Here is a 17,400-nt window from a genome sequence, read left to right on the forward strand (position 1 = left end):
GCATCTTTTTGGCAATACACACAACTTTCACCCCCTTTGTATGTATCAGATATATGTTGATCACTCTAATCAGCTTCGCTATGATGAAGTCATAAAGTTAAATGCCTTGGAAAAGAGGAATCCACATGGCTGAGCCGTCAGGAATATGGCCTGGAGAGCATCTATTCCTGCTCATGACTAAAGCTCCACCCGAGAAAAAGCAAAGATTTATCGATGATTTTAATAAATCGATAGGTTTTGATGTCCAATCGGTAAGGGAGTGGAAAAATCCAGACAGGCTTCAATGTCCCCATTGCGGCCCGAATCACCGTCCGGAAGTCGTATGCAACGGGAAGATAAAGCCGGGTTCCGACCGTCAGCGATACCTGTGTCGTCTATGTGGGGCCTCATTTAACGACTACACCGGCACTGTGTTTCATAAATCAAAAAAAGTGGCGAATTGGCCTGCATTTCTCAAATGCATGTTGGATGGAAAATCGATACGTCAAAGCGCGAAAGAGATCGGGATCAGTCCGACAACGGCACATGCATGGCGCAAAAAGATTTTGTCTCACATTTCCAATAAAATGACCACATCCTTATCGGGTATCGTTGAATATACGGAGTTATCCGTAAAAACCTCGAAAAAAGGGCAAAAGACGGGGCGTTCGTCTGTTCCCAGACAAAAAGAAACCCTCGTCTTTTGCATAAGTCGCAGCGGTAAGGTGTATGTTGGACTTGGCGCACAGTTCGTCCAGAACAGCGTACTACGTAGGGAAAGGATATTTTGGTGTACTGATCTCACCAATCCAACAATGCTTTCCATGCAACAGATGCCTGCATTTTCACGTGCAGAACTGAAACTGTTGCGTACTGAACATGTTAAGGCGATCGCGAAGCGCTTTGTTAACAGGTACGCCGACATGCGTGGAGTTGCGTCCAGGTATCTGCCCCAATACGCGGCCTGGCATCAGTTCCAGGACCAGAACTACCACTGTACTCACAGTGAAAAAATCCGACAATTGTTCCGTATCGGATTATAATGATAACTTATGCCGCATATTTCATTAATAGGAAAAAACAATAGGTAGATTTATCATCAACTGATATCTGTAACATAACCTTTTTGACAAAAAAGCATTAAAGAAGGAGCGCAGTCAGAGTTCTATGAGCATAATCTTAGCGAGATCCTAGTGCAAATTTTGCTCTCTTTCTTCACGCCCGCATTTCGGAGCGGGAGCTAGAAATTTTGCAATTCCTGGCAGACGGGCTCAAAAATTGCGAAATCGCCGCCAAGCTGTTCCTCTCAGAAGGCTCTGTGCGAAACTACATATCCAGCATCTACTCGAAGCTCAACGTGGAGAATCGGGCTTCGGATGTGAAGAAGTTTCGTATGGCACAATAGAACAACCCGATAAAAAAACCGCCCCGAGGATTCTCCTCAGAACGGTTTTTTGCCTTATCTTACACGCTGATTTTATCCCCACGGAATGCCTTTACTTTAGCCATCAAGGCCTTCACTCGCTGCACATCCACATGATTTTCGAACACTCCGTCGTATTTGAAGGTCGTACCCACGACGGCTCCGTCGGCAATGGACAGCTGGCGTTCGACATTTTCGAGCCGAATCCCCGTGTTCGCCAGCACCACCGTGTTCCCGGCCATCTTCTTCACACGGTGCAGAATTTCGTCGTTCGTTTCTGCGCCCGCCGTCAATCCGGACACACACAGCGCATCCGGCCGGTTGTTGAATACCGTGGACTTCACGACGCTCTCAATTTCGCGGTCCGCTACATACTTCGCCGCCTCAGGCACGATGTTGAACAGCAGCTTCACATTGCTTGCTCCAATGCGGTGCTGGTGCCGGATCGTTTCGCCGACATTCGTGTTCCAGAGGCCGAAATCGCTTGCGTATACTCCGGTGAAGATTTCACGTACGAATTTGGCGCCTGTCGCAGCGGCAAGATCGAGCGATTTCTTCGCGTCCCACAGTACGTTCACACCGAACGGAATCTTGATCAGGGGCATCAGCTCGCCAATAATCCGGGCCATGGCCGCGACCGTCTCTGTTTTGACATCCGTCAAATACGGCAGGCTGAATTCATTGGAGAACATGACCGCGTCGACGCCGCCTTCTTGAAGGGCGAGAAAATCCTTTCGGGCCATCTCGATCACATAATCCATGCCTTTGGCGTGGTCATACGAAGGATCTCCGGGAAGGGGCAACAAATGACACATGGCAATGATGGCTTTCTCCGTACCGATGACGTCTTTTAACCAGGTCATTCTCTCTCACTCCATTTGTGTATAGTCTGATTAGGCTTGCGGTTGACTTCTGCTCACTTTCATAAACACGATACTTAGCACGAAAATGACGAGCAGCAGCAAATACGACATCGCGGAGGCATACCCCGTATCCAGGAAGGTATAGGCCTGCTTATAAATGTGGTAGCTGATCACTTCGGTCGTTGTGCCGGGGCCGCCTTTGGTGAGAACAAAGATGAGATCGTAAGTTTTAATGGCGGTGATGGCCCGGAACAGGATGGCGACAATAATCGTCTCTTTCATGAGCGGAACCGTTACCATCCAAAATGTCTGAAGCCGGCCGGCTCCGTCGATTTTAGCCGCCTCGTACGGTTCGCTGGGCATGGACACCAGACCGGCGAGCAGCAGCAAAATCATGAAGGGAACCTGATGCCATATATCAATCATGACCACACTGAACATGGCCAGCTTGGCGTCACCCAGCCAGGCGTTTCCTTCAATCCCGATCAGACTCAGCATGTAATTGACAATGCCCAGATCGGGGTGAAGAAGCAGTCTCCAGATGAGGCCGACGGCAACCGGTGTGATGAGCATCGGGACGATGATAATCGTAAAAAATATTTTTTTCCCGAACCGGATCCGGTTAAGCATCAGAGCGACAATAAAACCGAACGCAAACTCAAGCGTGACGACCAGCACAGTAAAGACAACAGTCGTCCATACGGATCCTAGGAAATGTGTATCGTGAAAGATCCGCGTATAGTTATCCAGTCCGATAAAGTTGCCAAGCCCTTTGCGTTTCAGGGACGAATCCGTGAAGCTCATGATAAGGGCATAGATGAGCGGATACAGAACTGTTGCCGCCAGGACGATCATCGATGGAATGAAGAAGATAAGGAATGACTTTCTTTTCTCCGTGAACATCGGCCGACCACCCCCTCTCTGAACAGAATGAATGAATGCCGATTACTTCAACGCTGCGACTTCTTTGGCCACCGTATCCAAAGCGGCCTTCGGAGATTTCCCGCCGGACACGGCTTCCGACAGCTCACGACCCAGAATCTCAATCAATTGCGGCGCTTGCGGGATGATCGGAATCATTTTCGAAGACTCCAAAATGTATTGAACCTTGACGTAGTGCGGGAATACGCCCACCACATCGCTGTCCGCCAGGACATCTCTGCGCGTCGGAGATCCGCCTAACAAAGCGCGCTCCTTGGCGCTGTTGAAAGATTCGATCCATTTGAGATACTGCCAGGAAGCTTCTTTGTCCTCGGCGTTCTTCGGAATCGCCCAGCCCCAGCCTCCGTTCAGCGAGGATCCACCCGGTACGTTGGCGATATCGACTTTGCCGGCGACTTTGGATTCGCTTGCATTTTGCAGCTTCGGCAGCATCCAGTTATAGGTGATGAAGGATGCGGCATTGCCTTGGGCAAATACGTTAAACGCCTCATCGAATCCGAAACCTGCGGCCCCCTTAGGAGCGGCGTTCTTCATGTTGTCGACATACAACTCGAGCGCTTTAACCGCCTTGTCGTCATTGATTCTCAGCGAACCGTCGGTGTTATAGAAGTCGCCGCCAGAGCTGTACAAGTAGTTCAGCCATTCGACGCTGATCGGGTCCGGGCGCAAGCCCATCATCACGGAGCCGTACATGGATCCGCCCTTCTGCTTCGTGATGAATTTGCTGATGTTGACATACTCCTCCAGGGTGTCGGGAATTTTCAGCTCTCTACCCGTCTCCGCCTGGTACTTGCTCTTCAGATCGGGATCATCGAACACATCCTTGCGATACACCAGAGCCATCGCATAGTTGTAGAAAGGAAGCATGTAGGTGGTTCCTTTCACCTGGCCGACCATGTCGAACATCGATTTCAGGTACACGCTGGTGTCGAACTTATCCCTCTGAATGAACGAATCCAGCAGTTCAAGCCAACCTGCGTCCGTGAATTCGCCCACCCAGTAGTTGTCTACGACAATGAGATCGTAGTTGCTGGTAGCTCCGAGGAGCTGCGGCACAAGCTTCTCGTGCATCGAAGAATAGTTGACCGCTTCGATGTTCACTTTGATGCCCGTCTCCTGGGTGAACTTCTCGGTCACTTTCTGTACCATTTCCGTATCCGGAACGGTCTCCATCAGAATGTTCAGCTCTTTCTTGGTGCCGCCTGCCGGGCCGGCGGCAGCGGACTTGTCCCCGCCGTCTCCCTTGCTGGAACCGCAAGCCGTGACCAGCGATAAAATCAATACTGTTACGATGCCAATCAGCCAATGCTTTTTCATCCGACAATTCCCCCTATTTGATTGAACCCGTCGTCATACCGTTTACCAGGTACTTTTGTATGAATAGAGACAGAATCACGACCGGAAGGATGATAATCACCGTCGAGGCGCACAGCTCGGCGATCATGACGCCTTGCTGCGTTTCCATGTTGGCGATCGCCACCGGAAGCGTCCTGGATCCCGTACCCGTCAAAACCAGTGCAAACAAGAATTCATTCCATGCGAGAAGAAAACTCAGAATGCCGGCCGCCATAATGCCCGGAGCGGCGAGTGGAAGCACAACTTTGGTAAAGGCCCGCATTTTCGTGCACCCATCCATTTCGCATGCCTCGTCCAAATCCTTGGGAATCGTTTCGAAGAAGCCGATCAAGAGCCAGATCATATACGGTAAATTGAACGATAGGTAGGTGATGATCAGCGTCTCCCACTTATCGAGCATCCCCAGGCTCTTGACCATCAGGAAAATGGGAATGACCATGACGATTGGAGGAAGCATCTGCGTAACCAGAACGGCGATCCGGAGGAAGTTGCCTCCCTTCGAGCTGCGGGCAATCCAGTACGCCGCCATCGCTCCCAGAAATACAGCGATCAGTGTCGATACAAGAGAGATCACCATGCTGTTCAGAAAATACTTTCCGAACGGATTATTGGAGAATATCGCGCGATAGTTATCCAGCGTCGGCGTCACGAACCACTTGGGCGGGATTTGATAAGCCACGGCCTTGGTGGTGAAAGAGGTTCGGAGAATCCACAAAATCGGCAATAGAAAAATGAGAGAAACCCCGATGAGAAAGACATAGGTCAATCGGTTCAGCAGCTTATCGGATAAGCTTGCATTCATTGGCTGTCACCTCCCGCGCATGACTTCAAGTTCCTCCAGAGATTCAAGAATGGTGCAGTCATACTCCATCATCTTGTCTTTCATTGCGGCGTCGTCCGGAATCCCTATACCGATGCATCCCGCCGACTGGGCCATTTGGACATCGACATAAGAATCGCCGATCATCATCATCCTGTTGCAGGGGATGCCCAGCATCTCCGAGATGAGAAGGAGCATATCCGGATTCGGCTTGCCTCGCTTCACCTCCACCGGCGTGACGATGAAACGCAGTGAATCCGCTTCGTCGAACTGATCCACGGAGACGCGTGTTCTCTCGGCGTCATCCGATGTGGCAACTCCGTAAGGAATGCCGACGTCTCTCAGTTCGCGGAATATTCTCGGAAACCCGGGTTTCGGAAGTAGCGCCCGGCGCACGTCGAACCTCTTGTCCGACTCCTCGAATGCCTCGACTGCCCGCCTTCTGCAGCGCCCCCACTCGTCGCCTGTCGCCTCATGAAGCAGCGATGCGGTCACAACGGCTTCCTCCTGCGGAGAGGCGATGGCAAATATTCCGCTTGGATGAATGCTGAGGATCTCGCCGTTCTCACGCTCGACTCCGAACAAGCTGCACCACTTATCGATGGGAAACCCGTCAATCTCGCGCAGTGTATCCACGCGAATCTGTGCGAGCGCTTTCCAAAAATACTGAGAGTCGAACAGCAGCCCATCTTTGTCGAACACAACGGCGTCAACGTCGAAGATTCCCTTGCCAGCCCGCACTTTCGTCACATCATGTGCGCTCCGCCGGTAATGTCCAACGCCTCGCCCGTGATGAAGTCCGCCTCCGGCGATGCGAGAAAGCCGACTGCCTTCGCGACGTCATCGGGCGTGCAGAGCCGGGCGAGCGGCGTTTTCGTAATATATTCCGCTTTCACTTGCTCGGGCGTCATATTGCGCAATCCGGCTTCCCATTCCAGCTCCCTATCCTGCATGCTGGTCTTGACAAAACCCGGGCACACGCAGTTGACGGTGATGTTTAGAGGCGCAAGCTCGATTGCAGCGCTTTGCGTAAAGCCGAGCACGGCAAATTTGGACGCCGTATAGTGCGCAAGCAGAGGAGCCGCTCTCTTGGCTGCCATCGACGCGGTATTGACGATTTTTCCGCCCCCTTGCTTCCTCATATGAGGAATGACCGCCTGCGTGCAGTTAAACACTCCTTTGATGTTCACATCAAAATTGAAATCCCATTCTTTCTCCGTGAGGTTCTCAATCGTGTTCATCGTAGATACGCCGGCGTTGTTGATCAAAATATCGATTGCGCCGTATTCGTCCACCACTTCTTGAAAAACGCGAACGACTTCTTCCCGATCCGTCACATTGAGTTTCTTGGCTCCGTGTGCCGGCGACTGGGCAGTCAACTGCGCTTTCGTTTGATCCGCCGCTTCTAAGCGCATATCCGTGACGACTACCGTTGCCCCCATAGAGGCGAGTTTGCGGGCGATGCTCTGTCCGATCCCGGCTCCGCCGCCCGTTACCAAGGCGATTTTCTGCTGCAAAGGCCATGACATTCTTGTTGTCCCCCTTAGTAGAGTTGTTGAACGGCTGCAAAAGATGGCTGCAATTGCGGATACAAGTCCCGATAAATTTGATAACTTTTATCGTAAACGTCCGAATGGGACGGAATTGGAGTGAAATCTCGGTAATCGTTCAAGAATTGGTGGATTTCGTTCCAATCGGTGAACAGACCGGCGGTTTTACCGGCGACAAAAGCGACCCCCAATGCGGAGCCCGGATGGGAGGGGAAGGAACGAATGTCGGTTTTCAGGACGTCTGCCGCAATCTGACACCAAAACTTGCTCTTGGCCCCGCCATTGGTGGCGTAAATCTTCTTCGGACGATAGCCGAGTGAATCCAGTACTTCGATATGGTGACGGAAACCGTAGATTACGGCTTCTAGAATGGCCCGGAAGATGTGTCCGCGGCCGTGCGTCAACGTAAGTCCGAACATGACTCCTCTGGCTTGGGGATCGAAGATCGGCGTCTTCTCGCCCAGAAAGTACGGTAGAATGATTAATCCGTCGGATCCCGGCTTCACTTGCATCGCCGCCGCATCCAGCTCCTGGAAGATTTCATCCGAATACTCGCGCAAAATATCTTTGATAAACCATTTGACCAGAGATCCGCTGGCCGCCATGCAGCCATTGAGCAGGTATCGGTCAGGCACGACATGATAGTCAAAAAATAATTCCGGTGTGGTGACGATTTGGTTGGTGCAGTAGAGGATATCTCCGGCTCCTCCGAATTTGATCAGAAGGTCCCCTTCCTCTACGATGCCTGCCGCGAGGGTGGATGCGACATGATCCGCACTTCCCGCAATGACGGGTATGCCTGGGGGAAGACCGGTAATCTGTGAAGCGGACAGGGATATCTGACCGACAATTTCGGAAGAAGCATGAACTTGAGGAAAAATCGAAGGCTGAATTCCAAATCCGGTCAATTGGTCGCTGAGCCAGACTCCTTGGCGGATGTCGTATAATCCACTCTCGACTGCCCAGTTGACCTCAATGGACAATTGATCCGTTAACAGATAGGTGATGTAGTCGTAGGATCCAAGAACCGTCTCGGTTTTGCGCCAAATTTCCGGTTCGTTGGCCTTCACCCATAACAACCGGGGCAGAACGTGCTGCTGATTGGTGAAGCCGCCGGTGAGTTCGTATAGTTGCTGCTGATCCAGTCTCGATTTCAAGAACTCTATTTCGTCCGTCGCTCTGGCATCGTTTTGTTGGATGGAACGGCGCAGCGGCAACCCTTGCCGATCCAGCATCACTATGGCCGGTACCATTCCGCTCACACCGATTGACGCAATACGCGAAGCGGCCTCAGGCACCTCTGAGAGGATTTTGCGGACGACGAGAACCGTATTGGCCCACCACTGTTCTGCATTCTCTTCAGCCCAGCCGATTTTCTCCGAGTGGAGATCATGGGGTGCATTCGCCTCATAAACAATTTGGCCTTCTTGACTGATAAGAAGCGCTTTCACGGAAGTCGTGCCGATATCGATCCCTAGTGCGTAGCGGGACATCTTGGTTCCTCCCCTGGATGAACCCTTTCGTTCAATCCCTGAAATATATATGCGATTTGTGGTCTGAATATATCACAGCAATTTATATCTGGTCAATAAAAAATCATTAACGATCTCAAATTTATCTACAAACGATCATTAAGTGATCATTTTACACTAAAAAAAAGAGACAGCCGCGCTGTCTCTTCTCTCCTATACCAACACCCATTTGCCATGGAAGGGAATCTGCTCAATGAGTGTCTTATCAGTTTCTTCATTGGTGACGATCTCATCGATCTCATGGAATTCACATATCTTCACAAGCGAGGTATCACCTATCTTCGTTTGATCCGCCAAGGCCGTGACATGCCTGGATCGTTCCACGAATGCCCTCTTGACTTCCGCTTCATCCAAGCTAAAATCCGTCGGCCCGTGATCTTTCGATATCCCGGCGACACCCATAAAGAACCGGTCGAAGTGAAACTTGGAAATCGTATCCCGCGTGATGGATCCCACCAAAGACATTTCCGTTTTTCGCAAATTGCCACCGACTAAGTAGACGTTTAAGTTGCTTTGCGACAGAATACTCGCTGCTTGAAAGGAGCAAGTAAATACCGTGACATTCTTCTTCCGCAGGAGCTCTTTCGCCAGTTCGGCTATCGTGGTTCCCACGTCTAAAGCGATAACCTCGCCCTCGCAGACCTGATCGGCGGCATAGGCGGCGATTTTACGTTTGAGTTCGGCGTTCTGCTTCATCCGCTGATTAAACAATGGTTCAATGGCAAGTCCGGGCAGCGAAATCCAACCCCGCTTGCGTATAATTAAACCCTTCCGTTCCATCTCCGCCAAGTCTCTTCGCACCGTCACTTCTGCAATCCGAAAATGTTCGGCAAGCTGTTCAACAGATAAGGAGGATTGCTCATGCAGCATTTCAATAATATGCTTTTCCCTTCCCTTATTCAAAACATGACCTCCCTTCATGATTATTAATGTATCACATATTGATCAAATGATCACTATTTGATCGAAAATATATAACAAAAGGGAGGTTAAGTTTATTTTACCTCGTGAAGCGCATGGATTCCGGCCAGAAGAGTGTCCACCAGCATCCGGAAGCTTTCATTGAGATCCAGAGGGATGCCGAAGCCGCCCTGCTGCTCGATCGAAGCGAAGCCGTGCAGCATGCTGCGGAATCCGCGGACGATATGAATCGCTGTATCATCCTTGAGCCCGTAGGCTTGCAGTACTTGGATAACCACTTCGACCACTTCGCCTGCAGCCTTCTGAACGGCCGGATCGTTCATATCCGGATACCGGTTGGTCGCTTCATACACGCCGGGATGACGGCGAACAAATTCGAGGTACGCTTCAGCAATGGCGCGAACGGCTTCATCTTTGGACTTGCCGATGGCGGCTCTGGCCATGGCCTCTCTCATTTGGTTCATTCCGTAGATAACCAGTTTATTTCGCAAACCAGGCAAGCCGTGGACATGATTATATAGGGAAGGTGAGCGGACCCCGAGCTTCTGCGCCAAAGTGGCAAGGGTCAGTTCCTCCACTCCCTTGGTGTCGGCGATTTCTGCTGCGGCTGTGAGAACAGTCTGTGTATCTAAACCAGCTCTTGGCATGATAGGGTGAACTCCTCTCGAATCAGCGATTTGCGGCTAAGCTTTGTTCAGCTTCCTGTATCGCCCGGTCCATCGCTTGAGCGGGTTTTTCGATCATTTTACCATGTCCGACCGCCAGTAAGGTGGGGCTCAGATCCCTTAGCTTCTTCGCGCTCGCCAAAGCCGTGGCCTTATCCCAGGTTCCGAATGCAGGAAACGGAAACCATGGCTTCACCTTCCCTGCCACGGCGATTCCGCCGCGTGTTTGGAATGCGTCTCCTGCGATGAGTGTCCCGCTGCGGGTATCGTAAAATGCCATCAATCCGGGGGTATGACCCGGCGCCGTCACGGCAAGTAACGAACCGACGCGGTCACCATCTTCAAGTAACTGATCTGCCTGTTTCGTTTTCAACTTGGCCGGCACCGCACCGCGAATCGGCGTATCCGGCTCTCCCGGATCTAGCGACTTGTCTCCCGCCAACAGGCGGGAATCGCGGCGCGAGATATATACCTTTGCTTCAGGAAGCGCGGCTTTCAACTTATCCAATGCACCTACATGGTCGTCATGAGCATGTGTAAGTACGATTCGCGTGATCGGCTTGCCGATTTTACGCGCCGCTTGTAAGATTCCTTGTGCACTGTAAGGAAGCGCGGCATCGATCAGCGTCAAGCCGTCGTCCTCCTCGACGATATAACAATTCACCGGAAACATCCGCGGTATGAACGTCAGCTGATAAACCTGTCCTTTTTGAATCGTGCGCATTTCCGTTCCTCTCCCTCTCTCCGATTATATCCCGAACACGTCCGTAAGCAGCGATAACCCCAGCAAAATGCCCATCACAATGCCGGCCGTCCATACCTTTGACTTGTTAGCCAGGTGTGCGCCCCTGAGCCGAAGGGATAACCCGTACATGACCATGCCTACGACCACCAGCAGCAACTCCACCGCAGCGCTCGCCGCCGGAATCTTCCACAAACCGAATCCCATGAGCGGCAGGTCACCGACATTACCCGGCAAGACCGGCAGATCCGGCCGATGCACGAGCAAATCCAGCAGCCAGTGGCTGAACACGACCGCACCGATGGTTACGCCGCTCCGCTTCCCCCATGCCTTCCAGGCCAGCAAACCGGCAAGAACAGCCAGCACCAGCGCCCCGACAATTGAATGCGTAAAGTCAGCGTGAATGATTGCTTTGCCATACCCTACACCTTCCGACGAATCGATCGTTTCTGCCCCGCTCAGCAGCATCGGCACGAACACGATATCAAGCAACTGAGTCGCCCCCATCAAAGCCCAGAGCGGAACCTCCTGCCTCTTTGCCTTAACCGCTGCAGCCACTCCAAAATGTCCTGCGAACATTTACATCGCCTCCTTTCCGGATTGAACCGATTCGCTTTTACCTATCCGAGCATCCAACCAACCGCATAACCCCATGAAAAGTGCCACAAACAAAATGAAGTTCATTTTCACTCGCTCCTCTTTAAACTAATATCGTTAGTTTTATATTAGCTAACGATATTAGTTTTTGTCAATCCTATTTTTGGTTGTTGTCTTTTTATAAATCATTATTAAACCAAGATGATTGTTAATTGCGTCCAAATTATCACTTGAAGTATATAATAGTTGAGTATGAGATAATGGTGTAAGTTGGTAAACTAAGTGTGCGGGAGGAACTTTGTTGTGATTGACCGCAGCAACTGGAACAGTTACTTTGAAGACAGGTATAGGGAGTTTTTTATTAAACGCGACAAGATGGCAAGATTAATTCAACAACGAGGAGTTTATCAAGCCGATATTGAAGACGCCTTAGACGATCCAACCTGGGTGGTTAGAAAGAACACACACGGAGACCCAGAGTTGCCTCCCGGTGTTAAGTTGGATGGAGATTGCTTCGATGTATTCTGTGAAACAACCGAAGGCCGGGTACTTAAGATAATTGGAAGATTGTATGAGAGTGGCCAGTTTCAAGTTATTACAGTCATCACTAACATAAGCGAAGCGGATATGCGTTATTACTACAGGGAAAAGGAGTTGATTCAAGATGAGTGAGCAAAAACGACCTAGAGCCGGCAGAAATATAAGGATTAAAGTCACCGATGACATCTCGCACACAGGGCTTACTGAACAACAATATGATGTCCTAGAGAAGTTCCATGAGAAGATGGAGAACGAACAAGCTATTGATGAGGCTTCTAATTTTGACTTGGAAGATAATAAAAATAATGAGTCAAAGCTTTCCACATTGGAGGAAAAAATTGTTTTAAGCATTTCCGAAACTCAGGATATAGATGTACAGCGTATTCGCGAAGTGATTCGAGCATATAAGGAACTATACAAAAAACAGACAGGAAAAGTAATCTAAGTATTTTAGCTTCCTAGCAATAAAATCTGAGTAAATACTTAGACCCCAATAAAGAGGAGCCGATGAAGGCTCCTTTTGCTTTACATACCTCGTTCCATAGGCATTTTCGGAAACCAGCAGCTCTTAGCCCGGCGATATGGTGAACACGCCGCGGTCAAACAGTTTATGATGAAGGGAACATAGCGCGTTGAATCCGCAGACCGCACAACTGTATTCGTAAGCCACCTCCATTAGGAGATGCGGGCAGTTTTGTTGGGAAAGTGTTTCGTTTTCACAAAAAGACAGCTACAGAAACGCTGAAATACGTGTAAATGCATTTCGCAAAATTGCAGACATGCCTTTTCGTTTTGCGATGTTTGCAACGCTATTTTGTCAAATTGCAGCGCTCCCACAAAGGTCTTCCACCGGAAAACAGCTCTCCAATTTGTCAAAATATCGTTAGGTGAAAATCTAAGACCAGATTGTCGCTGTAAATTGGCAAAATGTAGTTGCAGACCTGTACAGTCAGCAAATGTCTTGAAAAAGCTCCGGTCAAGGTGAAGGCTTAGACCGGAGCCAGGCTGAATTTCTTCCCTCACCCAAAGCAGGTGATATACTCTTTTTCCGCTGTGTAAAGCTCTTCGAACATCGCCTTGATCTCTGCGAGTGAACAAACCGCTGCGGTCAGCGGGTCGATCATCAGCGCATGCATCGCTTTTTCCATATCCCGTTCCAGTACGGCTTGCACCGTCATGTCGAAGAAGGACATATTGGACTTGCACAGCGCGGCGAGATGTTCCGGCAATCGGCCAAAGTGTGTCGGTTTAACGCCGTTGCGATCAACCAAGCAGGCGACCTCCACGACGCCGTTGTTCGGCAAATTATCGATCAGCCCCGTGTTGGCGACGTTCCCGTAAATGATTTTCGGTGTTTGATTCACCACCGCGTCAATGATGACAGCCGCGTATTCATGGCTCGATTCCAGGCTGATTTCTTGTTCGCCGGTAACCTTCCTCATAATTTCTTCGTCATTTTCCTGCCGCCATCTGGGCCAATTGTTCGCGTAAAACCCTGTTCCGCCGTTATAGTCCTTGCCGCAATGTCGCTCTATCAAGTCATCCCGCTTACGGTAATAGGGAATATATTCGGAGAAATGACCGCTGGATTCCGAAACGAAGGCTCCCAGGTACTGCATGGCATCCAGCCGAACCGGATCTTTCATCAGCAGCTGAGGATCCTTCATCCGTTCTTTCAGAACGGGATACATATTTTGGCCTTGGTGTTCCAGTTTCGTGAACCAGGACATATGATTGATGCCCCCGGCTTCCCAGGACAGTTCCTCATAGGGAACGGCCAAATATTTCGCAAGCTGCCTCGATGTGTTCTGAATGGAGTGGCACAGCCCGACAACCGGAATAGATGTCGACCGAACCGTCGCCAAGGTAACGGCGGACATCGGATTCGTATAATTGAGGATCATACAGTCCGGGCAATAGGCTTCAATATCCCGCACAATGGCGAGCCATGACGGCAGCGTTCTTAAAGTCTTGAACAATCCGCCTGGTCCCATCGTATCCCCGATACATTGCTTCACGCCGTATTTTAACGGAATTTCATATTCGTATTTGACCGTCTTCAACCCGGCCACTTCGATTTGATTGATCACGAAATCGGAACCTGGCAAAATCTCCTTCCGTTCCGTGGAGGCTATGACCTTCCATTTTCTGTTCGTAACCTGAATGATTTTCTCTACGATTTGTTTGGCGATGGAGAGGCGTCTTTCGTCGATATCCACCAGTCCGATCGTTGCTTCTTCCAGGCCCGGCAGATTGGCGATATCTACGACGATCTCTTGCGTAAAAGCACTTCCCGCTCCAATAATCGTAATCTTGGTCATCGGTTTCTCCCCTCTTCCTTGTCGTTTTTATTTAAAGCCCGTCATGGACAAACCCTTGATAAACTGCTTCTGGAAAATGAGGAACACGACCAACACCGGAATCATGACGAGCACCGACGCCGACATGATGATGTTGAAGTTGCGCACATGGGCCCCGTTAAAGAAAACGAGCGCAAGAGGCAGCGTCATTTTTTCGGTATCGTTCAATACGATCAGCGGCCAGACGTAATTGTTCCAGGCGGCCATGAACGTGAAAATCGCCAAGGCGGACAGCATGGGACGGACGAGCGGCAAGATGATCCGGAGGAACGTATAAAATTCTCCCGCTCCGTCCATCCTGGCCGATTCCATCAAGTCGTAAGGCAGCTCGTCAATGGCTTGCCGCGCCAGAAAGATTCCGAACGCGCTGATCAAACTCGGAATGATAAGGGCCAGCAAATTGTTGATTAATCCGAGCTTGAAAATGATCAAATAAGAAGGGATCATCAAGATTTGCGTCGGAATCATCATCGTGGCAAGAATGACGATGAATAAGACTTGCTTTCCTCTGAATCGGAATTTGGCAAAAATATAGCCGGCCAGCGCGCTGGTAAAAACGGTCACGATGGTGATGGCCGTGGAAGTCACGATGCTGTTCCATAGCCAATGCATGAACGGAGCATCCTGAAAGACCGTCTTGTACCCCTCGAATGTCACCTTGTGAGGCAGGAGATCCGTAGACCGGATAATCTCCAGATTGCCTTTCAGCGACGATAGAACCATCCAAAGGTAGGGCACAAGCATAATAAAAGAGGAGAGCAGCAAAAAGCCGAACATCAAAAAGTACCAGATTTGAGATGAGCGTGTTCGAATGTTCATGAGGAACTCCTCCTCAATATTCCCATTGCGTTCTGCCAACACGAATTTGGATGAGCGAAATGACCAGGATGATGATCAAGAGAACGGTAGCCATCGCGGACGCATATCCCATTCGGGAATAGCTGAACGCATTGTTGTAAATGTTGAGTGCCATCACGAGCGTTTCATTTTTAGGCCCGCCCCTGGTCATGATTTGGAATTGCGGGAACATCTGAAAATAGGAAATGACGGTCATGGTGAAGACGAACAGCGTAGTTCTTTGCAACAGCGGCAGCGTGATATGGCGGAATCTCTGAAACGCGTTCGCCCCGTCGATTTCCGCGGCTTCGTAAAACAATTTCGGTATGGCATCCAGACCCGCCATGAAAATAATGATGTTGTAGGCGATGTCCGCCCACAGCGTCATCAAGATGATGGAGATCATCGCCGTGTTTCCATCCGTCAGCCAACCGACTTTGGCTTGGCCCATCTTGTCAAGCAGCATGTTGAACAACCCGTCTCCGCCGCTGCGGAGCATGGTCGACCAGATCAGCGCGGACGCGGACAACGGGGCAATCGCCGGCAGGAAGAAGCATGTACGGAAGAAGTTTCTCCACCTAGCGCTCCGAACCCTGGAAATCATACCCGCAAAAGCCAAAGTGATGACGATGTTGGCGGGCACGGCGATAAACACATACTTGAAAGTGTTAAGGAAGGATTTGACGAAAATTGGGTCCTTCCACATCCGGACATAGTTGTCGAACCAGATCAGCGGAGAACTCGAGGCGAGCGGATCATATTGAAAAAAAGAAAGCTGGATGCCCCAAAAAATCGGAATGATCAAAAACACCAAAAACAGCAGCAGAATCGGCGTTAACGAGTAGATCACGAACCGTAGTTCTTTGGTATGTTGACTCAATCGGTCTCCCCTCCATGGACCCACGGAACCCCCTCCCGAAGGAGGGGGAAACACATCGCGCTATTTTTGTTCGTCCAGCATCTTGTTGAGCGTTTCCTCGAGATTTTTCAAACCGTCTTTCACCGATACTTCTCCGGAAGCCATTTTCGGAAATTCGTTGTTGATCGTATCCCACATGAAATCCCGGTCGCCGATCGGCCCGATCCATTTGCCGTATTGCAATTGGCTGAGCGGAGCTTTCATCATCGGCAGCTGCTTCAAATATTTCGGGTTCTCGGCTACGGCCTTGAGTGAAGGTACCGTAAAGGTCGTAATGTTCCATTTCATGACGTTGTCCGGTTGGGAAGCGAATTTCAAAAATTCCATAGCCGCTTCCTTATGTTTCGTTTGCTTATTGACGACAATGCCCCATCCGGACTCCGCGGCGAAGGAAGGCGGATTGCTCGTAAACGAAGGAACGGCCACATATTCGAAATCGTCGACGTTATAGACGTTTTTCCCCGTGGGGATCGTCCACGGCCCCCGGTAAGTCATGGCGGACTCGCCTTTGTAGAAATAATCCGAGCCGTCGAGTTCCGCGCCCATTTGGTTGTAATCGGCGACTTTATACTCTTTGGTCAATTTGACCAATTCGTTCATGGCTTTTTCGGCTTCAGGGGATTGGAAATTGAAATGGCCGTCGCCGCCCCAATAATTTCCGCCTTGCTGCAAAATCAAAGCCAGGAACAAGTACGTCACATTGTCATAGGAGGTGAAGTCGAAGCCTCTGACCTTCAAGTTGTTCCCATCCATCACGGTCAGCTTTTGCGCAGCGGATACGAGTTCATCCCAAGTTTTCGGCGGGTAGCTCAGCCCTTTATCCTTGAACATTTGAGGGTGGGCGAGCATTCCGTTGTTCTCAATGTTATATTCGAGCGGAAGCCCGTACACATTGCCGTTGTACACATAGCCGCCAATCGGCGCTTCAAAGTATTTGTCGATCAGGTCTTTGCCGTTTGGCACGGCTTCCAATAAATCGTTCTTGGCATACTGCGCGACCCAGGTGCCGAAAAACTCGGCAATATCCGGACCTCCGCTCGTTTTGAACGACGCTTTCAATTTTTGTACGTATTCGTCGTAAGGGTAGGATTCGAATTTGATCTTGATATCCGGATGAGCGGCCTGGAAATCGGCCACCAATTGCGAATCCGCTTCATCGATGCCAGGGTCCTTGTGCGACCACATGACCAGGGTGACCTGTCCGTCCCCGGAGGATTGACCCGATTTCGAGCTGCACGCCACGATAGAGAAGACGAAAACCAGGGCAAGCGATAACAGAAGTGCGGTCTTCAAGCTTTTGAACTTTCTTCCCGCCATTTTGAATGAACCTCCCTATATTTATTAGCTGCTCAGG

General features: G+C 50.3%; 19 protein-coding genes and 1 pseudogene. 4 read left to right on the forward strand and 16 right to left on the reverse strand.

Annotated elements, in window-relative coordinates; all coding sequences use genetic code 11:
- Positions 1-125: 125 nt before the first annotated feature.
- Positions 126-1,022 carry an IS1 family transposase gene (locus tag E5161_RS09495; RefSeq protein ID WP_136777488.1) on the forward strand — a complete coding sequence of 299 codons (897 nt, stop codon included), beginning with the start codon at positions 126-128 and terminating at the stop codon, positions 1,020-1,022.
- A gap of 182 nt (positions 1,023-1,204) precedes the next feature.
- The gene (locus E5161_RS09500) at positions 1,205-1,384 is read left to right on the forward strand and encodes a response regulator transcription factor (protein WP_136777489.1); all 180 of its coding nucleotides are present in this window, start codon (positions 1,205-1,207) and stop codon (positions 1,382-1,384) included.
- Positions 1,385-1,443: 59 nt separating this feature from the next.
- Here the strand turns inward: E5161_RS09500 and E5161_RS09505 are convergent, their stop codons facing one another.
- From E5161_RS09505 to E5161_RS09555, 11 genes are all read right to left on the reverse strand, one after another.
- The gene (locus tag E5161_RS09505) at positions 1,444-2,265 is read right to left on the reverse strand and encodes a BtpA/SgcQ family protein (protein ID WP_136777490.1); all 822 of its coding nucleotides are present in this window, start codon (positions 2,263-2,265) and stop codon (positions 1,444-1,446) included.
- Positions 2,266-2,295: 30 nt separating this feature from the next.
- Positions 2,296-3,168: a carbohydrate ABC transporter permease gene (locus E5161_RS09510; RefSeq protein ID WP_136777491.1), complete on the reverse strand. Its 873-nt coding sequence runs from the start codon at positions 3,166-3,168 to the stop codon at positions 2,296-2,298.
- Between the two features lie 42 nt (positions 3,169-3,210).
- Positions 3,211-4,524: an ABC transporter substrate-binding protein gene (locus E5161_RS09515; protein WP_211246720.1), complete on the reverse strand. Its 1,314-nt coding sequence runs from the start codon at positions 4,522-4,524 to the stop codon at positions 3,211-3,213.
- 13 nt (positions 4,525-4,537) lie between these two features.
- Positions 4,538-5,365: a carbohydrate ABC transporter permease gene (locus E5161_RS09520; protein ID WP_136777492.1), complete on the reverse strand. Its 828-nt coding sequence runs from the start codon at positions 5,363-5,365 to the stop codon at positions 4,538-4,540.
- A 6-nt stretch (positions 5,366-5,371) separates the two neighbouring features.
- The gene (locus tag E5161_RS09525) at positions 5,372-6,133 is read right to left on the reverse strand and encodes an HAD family hydrolase (RefSeq protein ID WP_169306654.1); all 762 of its coding nucleotides are present in this window, start codon (positions 6,131-6,133) and stop codon (positions 5,372-5,374) included.
- A complete protein-coding gene (locus tag E5161_RS09530) occupies positions 6,130-6,912 on the reverse strand; it encodes an SDR family NAD(P)-dependent oxidoreductase (RefSeq protein WP_136777494.1) in 783 nt (260 codons plus the stop codon). The genes E5161_RS09525 and E5161_RS09530 overlap by 4 nt, the downstream gene beginning before the upstream one ends.
- Before the next feature lie 14 nt (positions 6,913-6,926).
- Positions 6,927-8,426: an FGGY-family carbohydrate kinase gene (locus E5161_RS09535; protein WP_136777495.1), complete on the reverse strand. Its 1,500-nt coding sequence runs from the start codon at positions 8,424-8,426 to the stop codon at positions 6,927-6,929.
- A gap of 192 nt (positions 8,427-8,618) precedes the next feature.
- Positions 8,619-9,368, reverse strand: a complete 750-nt coding sequence (locus E5161_RS09540; protein WP_169306655.1) for a DeoR/GlpR family DNA-binding transcription regulator — start codon at positions 9,366-9,368, stop codon at positions 8,619-8,621.
- Between the two features lie 92 nt (positions 9,369-9,460).
- Complete coding sequence (locus E5161_RS09545) at positions 9,461-10,036, reverse strand: TetR/AcrR family transcriptional regulator (protein ID WP_136777497.1); 576 nt, start codon at positions 10,034-10,036, stop codon at positions 9,461-9,463.
- A gap of 19 nt (positions 10,037-10,055) precedes the next feature.
- A complete protein-coding gene (locus E5161_RS09550; protein ID WP_136777498.1) occupies positions 10,056-10,775 on the reverse strand; it encodes an MBL fold metallo-hydrolase in 720 nt (239 codons plus the stop codon).
- Between the two features lie 24 nt (positions 10,776-10,799).
- Positions 10,800-11,372, reverse strand: coding sequence for a permease (locus tag E5161_RS09555; protein WP_136777499.1), 573 nt, complete (start codon positions 11,370-11,372; stop codon positions 10,800-10,802).
- 321 nt (positions 11,373-11,693) lie between these two features.
- Here E5161_RS09555 and E5161_RS09560 point away from each other — a divergent pair, with 321 nt between their 5' ends.
- Positions 11,694-12,062: a hypothetical protein gene (locus E5161_RS09560; RefSeq protein ID WP_136777500.1), complete on the forward strand. Its 369-nt coding sequence runs from the start codon at positions 11,694-11,696 to the stop codon at positions 12,060-12,062.
- Entirely contained in the window at positions 12,055-12,375 is a 321-nt protein-coding gene (locus E5161_RS09565; RefSeq protein ID WP_136777501.1) for a hypothetical protein, read from the forward strand. The genes E5161_RS09560 and E5161_RS09565 overlap by 8 nt, the downstream gene beginning before the upstream one ends.
- Positions 12,376-12,501: 126 nt before the next feature.
- On the opposite strand, the pseudogene E5161_RS21405 reads toward E5161_RS09565, so the two are convergent.
- The 5 genes and pseudogenes from E5161_RS21405 to E5161_RS09585 all read right to left on the reverse strand — a co-directional run.
- Positions 12,502-12,597 (reverse strand): annotated as a pseudogene (locus E5161_RS21405) (phosphorothioated DNA-binding restriction endonuclease); the annotation flags it as partial.
- A 352-nt stretch (positions 12,598-12,949) separates the two neighbouring features.
- Entirely contained in the window at positions 12,950-14,251 is a 1,302-nt protein-coding gene (gene melA, locus E5161_RS09570) for an alpha-galactosidase (RefSeq protein WP_136777502.1), read from the reverse strand.
- Between the two features lie 27 nt (positions 14,252-14,278).
- Positions 14,279-15,109 (reverse strand): carbohydrate ABC transporter permease, encoded by an 831-nt coding sequence (locus tag E5161_RS09575; RefSeq protein ID WP_211246721.1) that lies wholly within the window; start codon positions 15,107-15,109, stop codon positions 14,279-14,281.
- Between the two features lie 13 nt (positions 15,110-15,122).
- A complete protein-coding gene (locus E5161_RS09580) occupies positions 15,123-16,007 on the reverse strand; it encodes a carbohydrate ABC transporter permease (RefSeq protein ID WP_136777503.1) in 885 nt (294 codons plus the stop codon).
- A gap of 60 nt (positions 16,008-16,067) precedes the next feature.
- On the reverse strand, positions 16,068-17,363 hold the full coding sequence (locus tag E5161_RS09585; RefSeq protein WP_246042168.1) for an ABC transporter substrate-binding protein: 1,296 nt from the start codon (positions 17,361-17,363) through the stop codon (positions 16,068-16,070).
- Positions 17,364-17,400 lie beyond the last annotated feature (37 nt).

This window comes from Cohnella pontilimi (assembly GCF_005049045.1).
In the GTDB taxonomy this organism is placed as follows: Bacteria; Bacillota; Bacilli; order Paenibacillales; family Paenibacillaceae; genus Cohnella; species Cohnella pontilimi.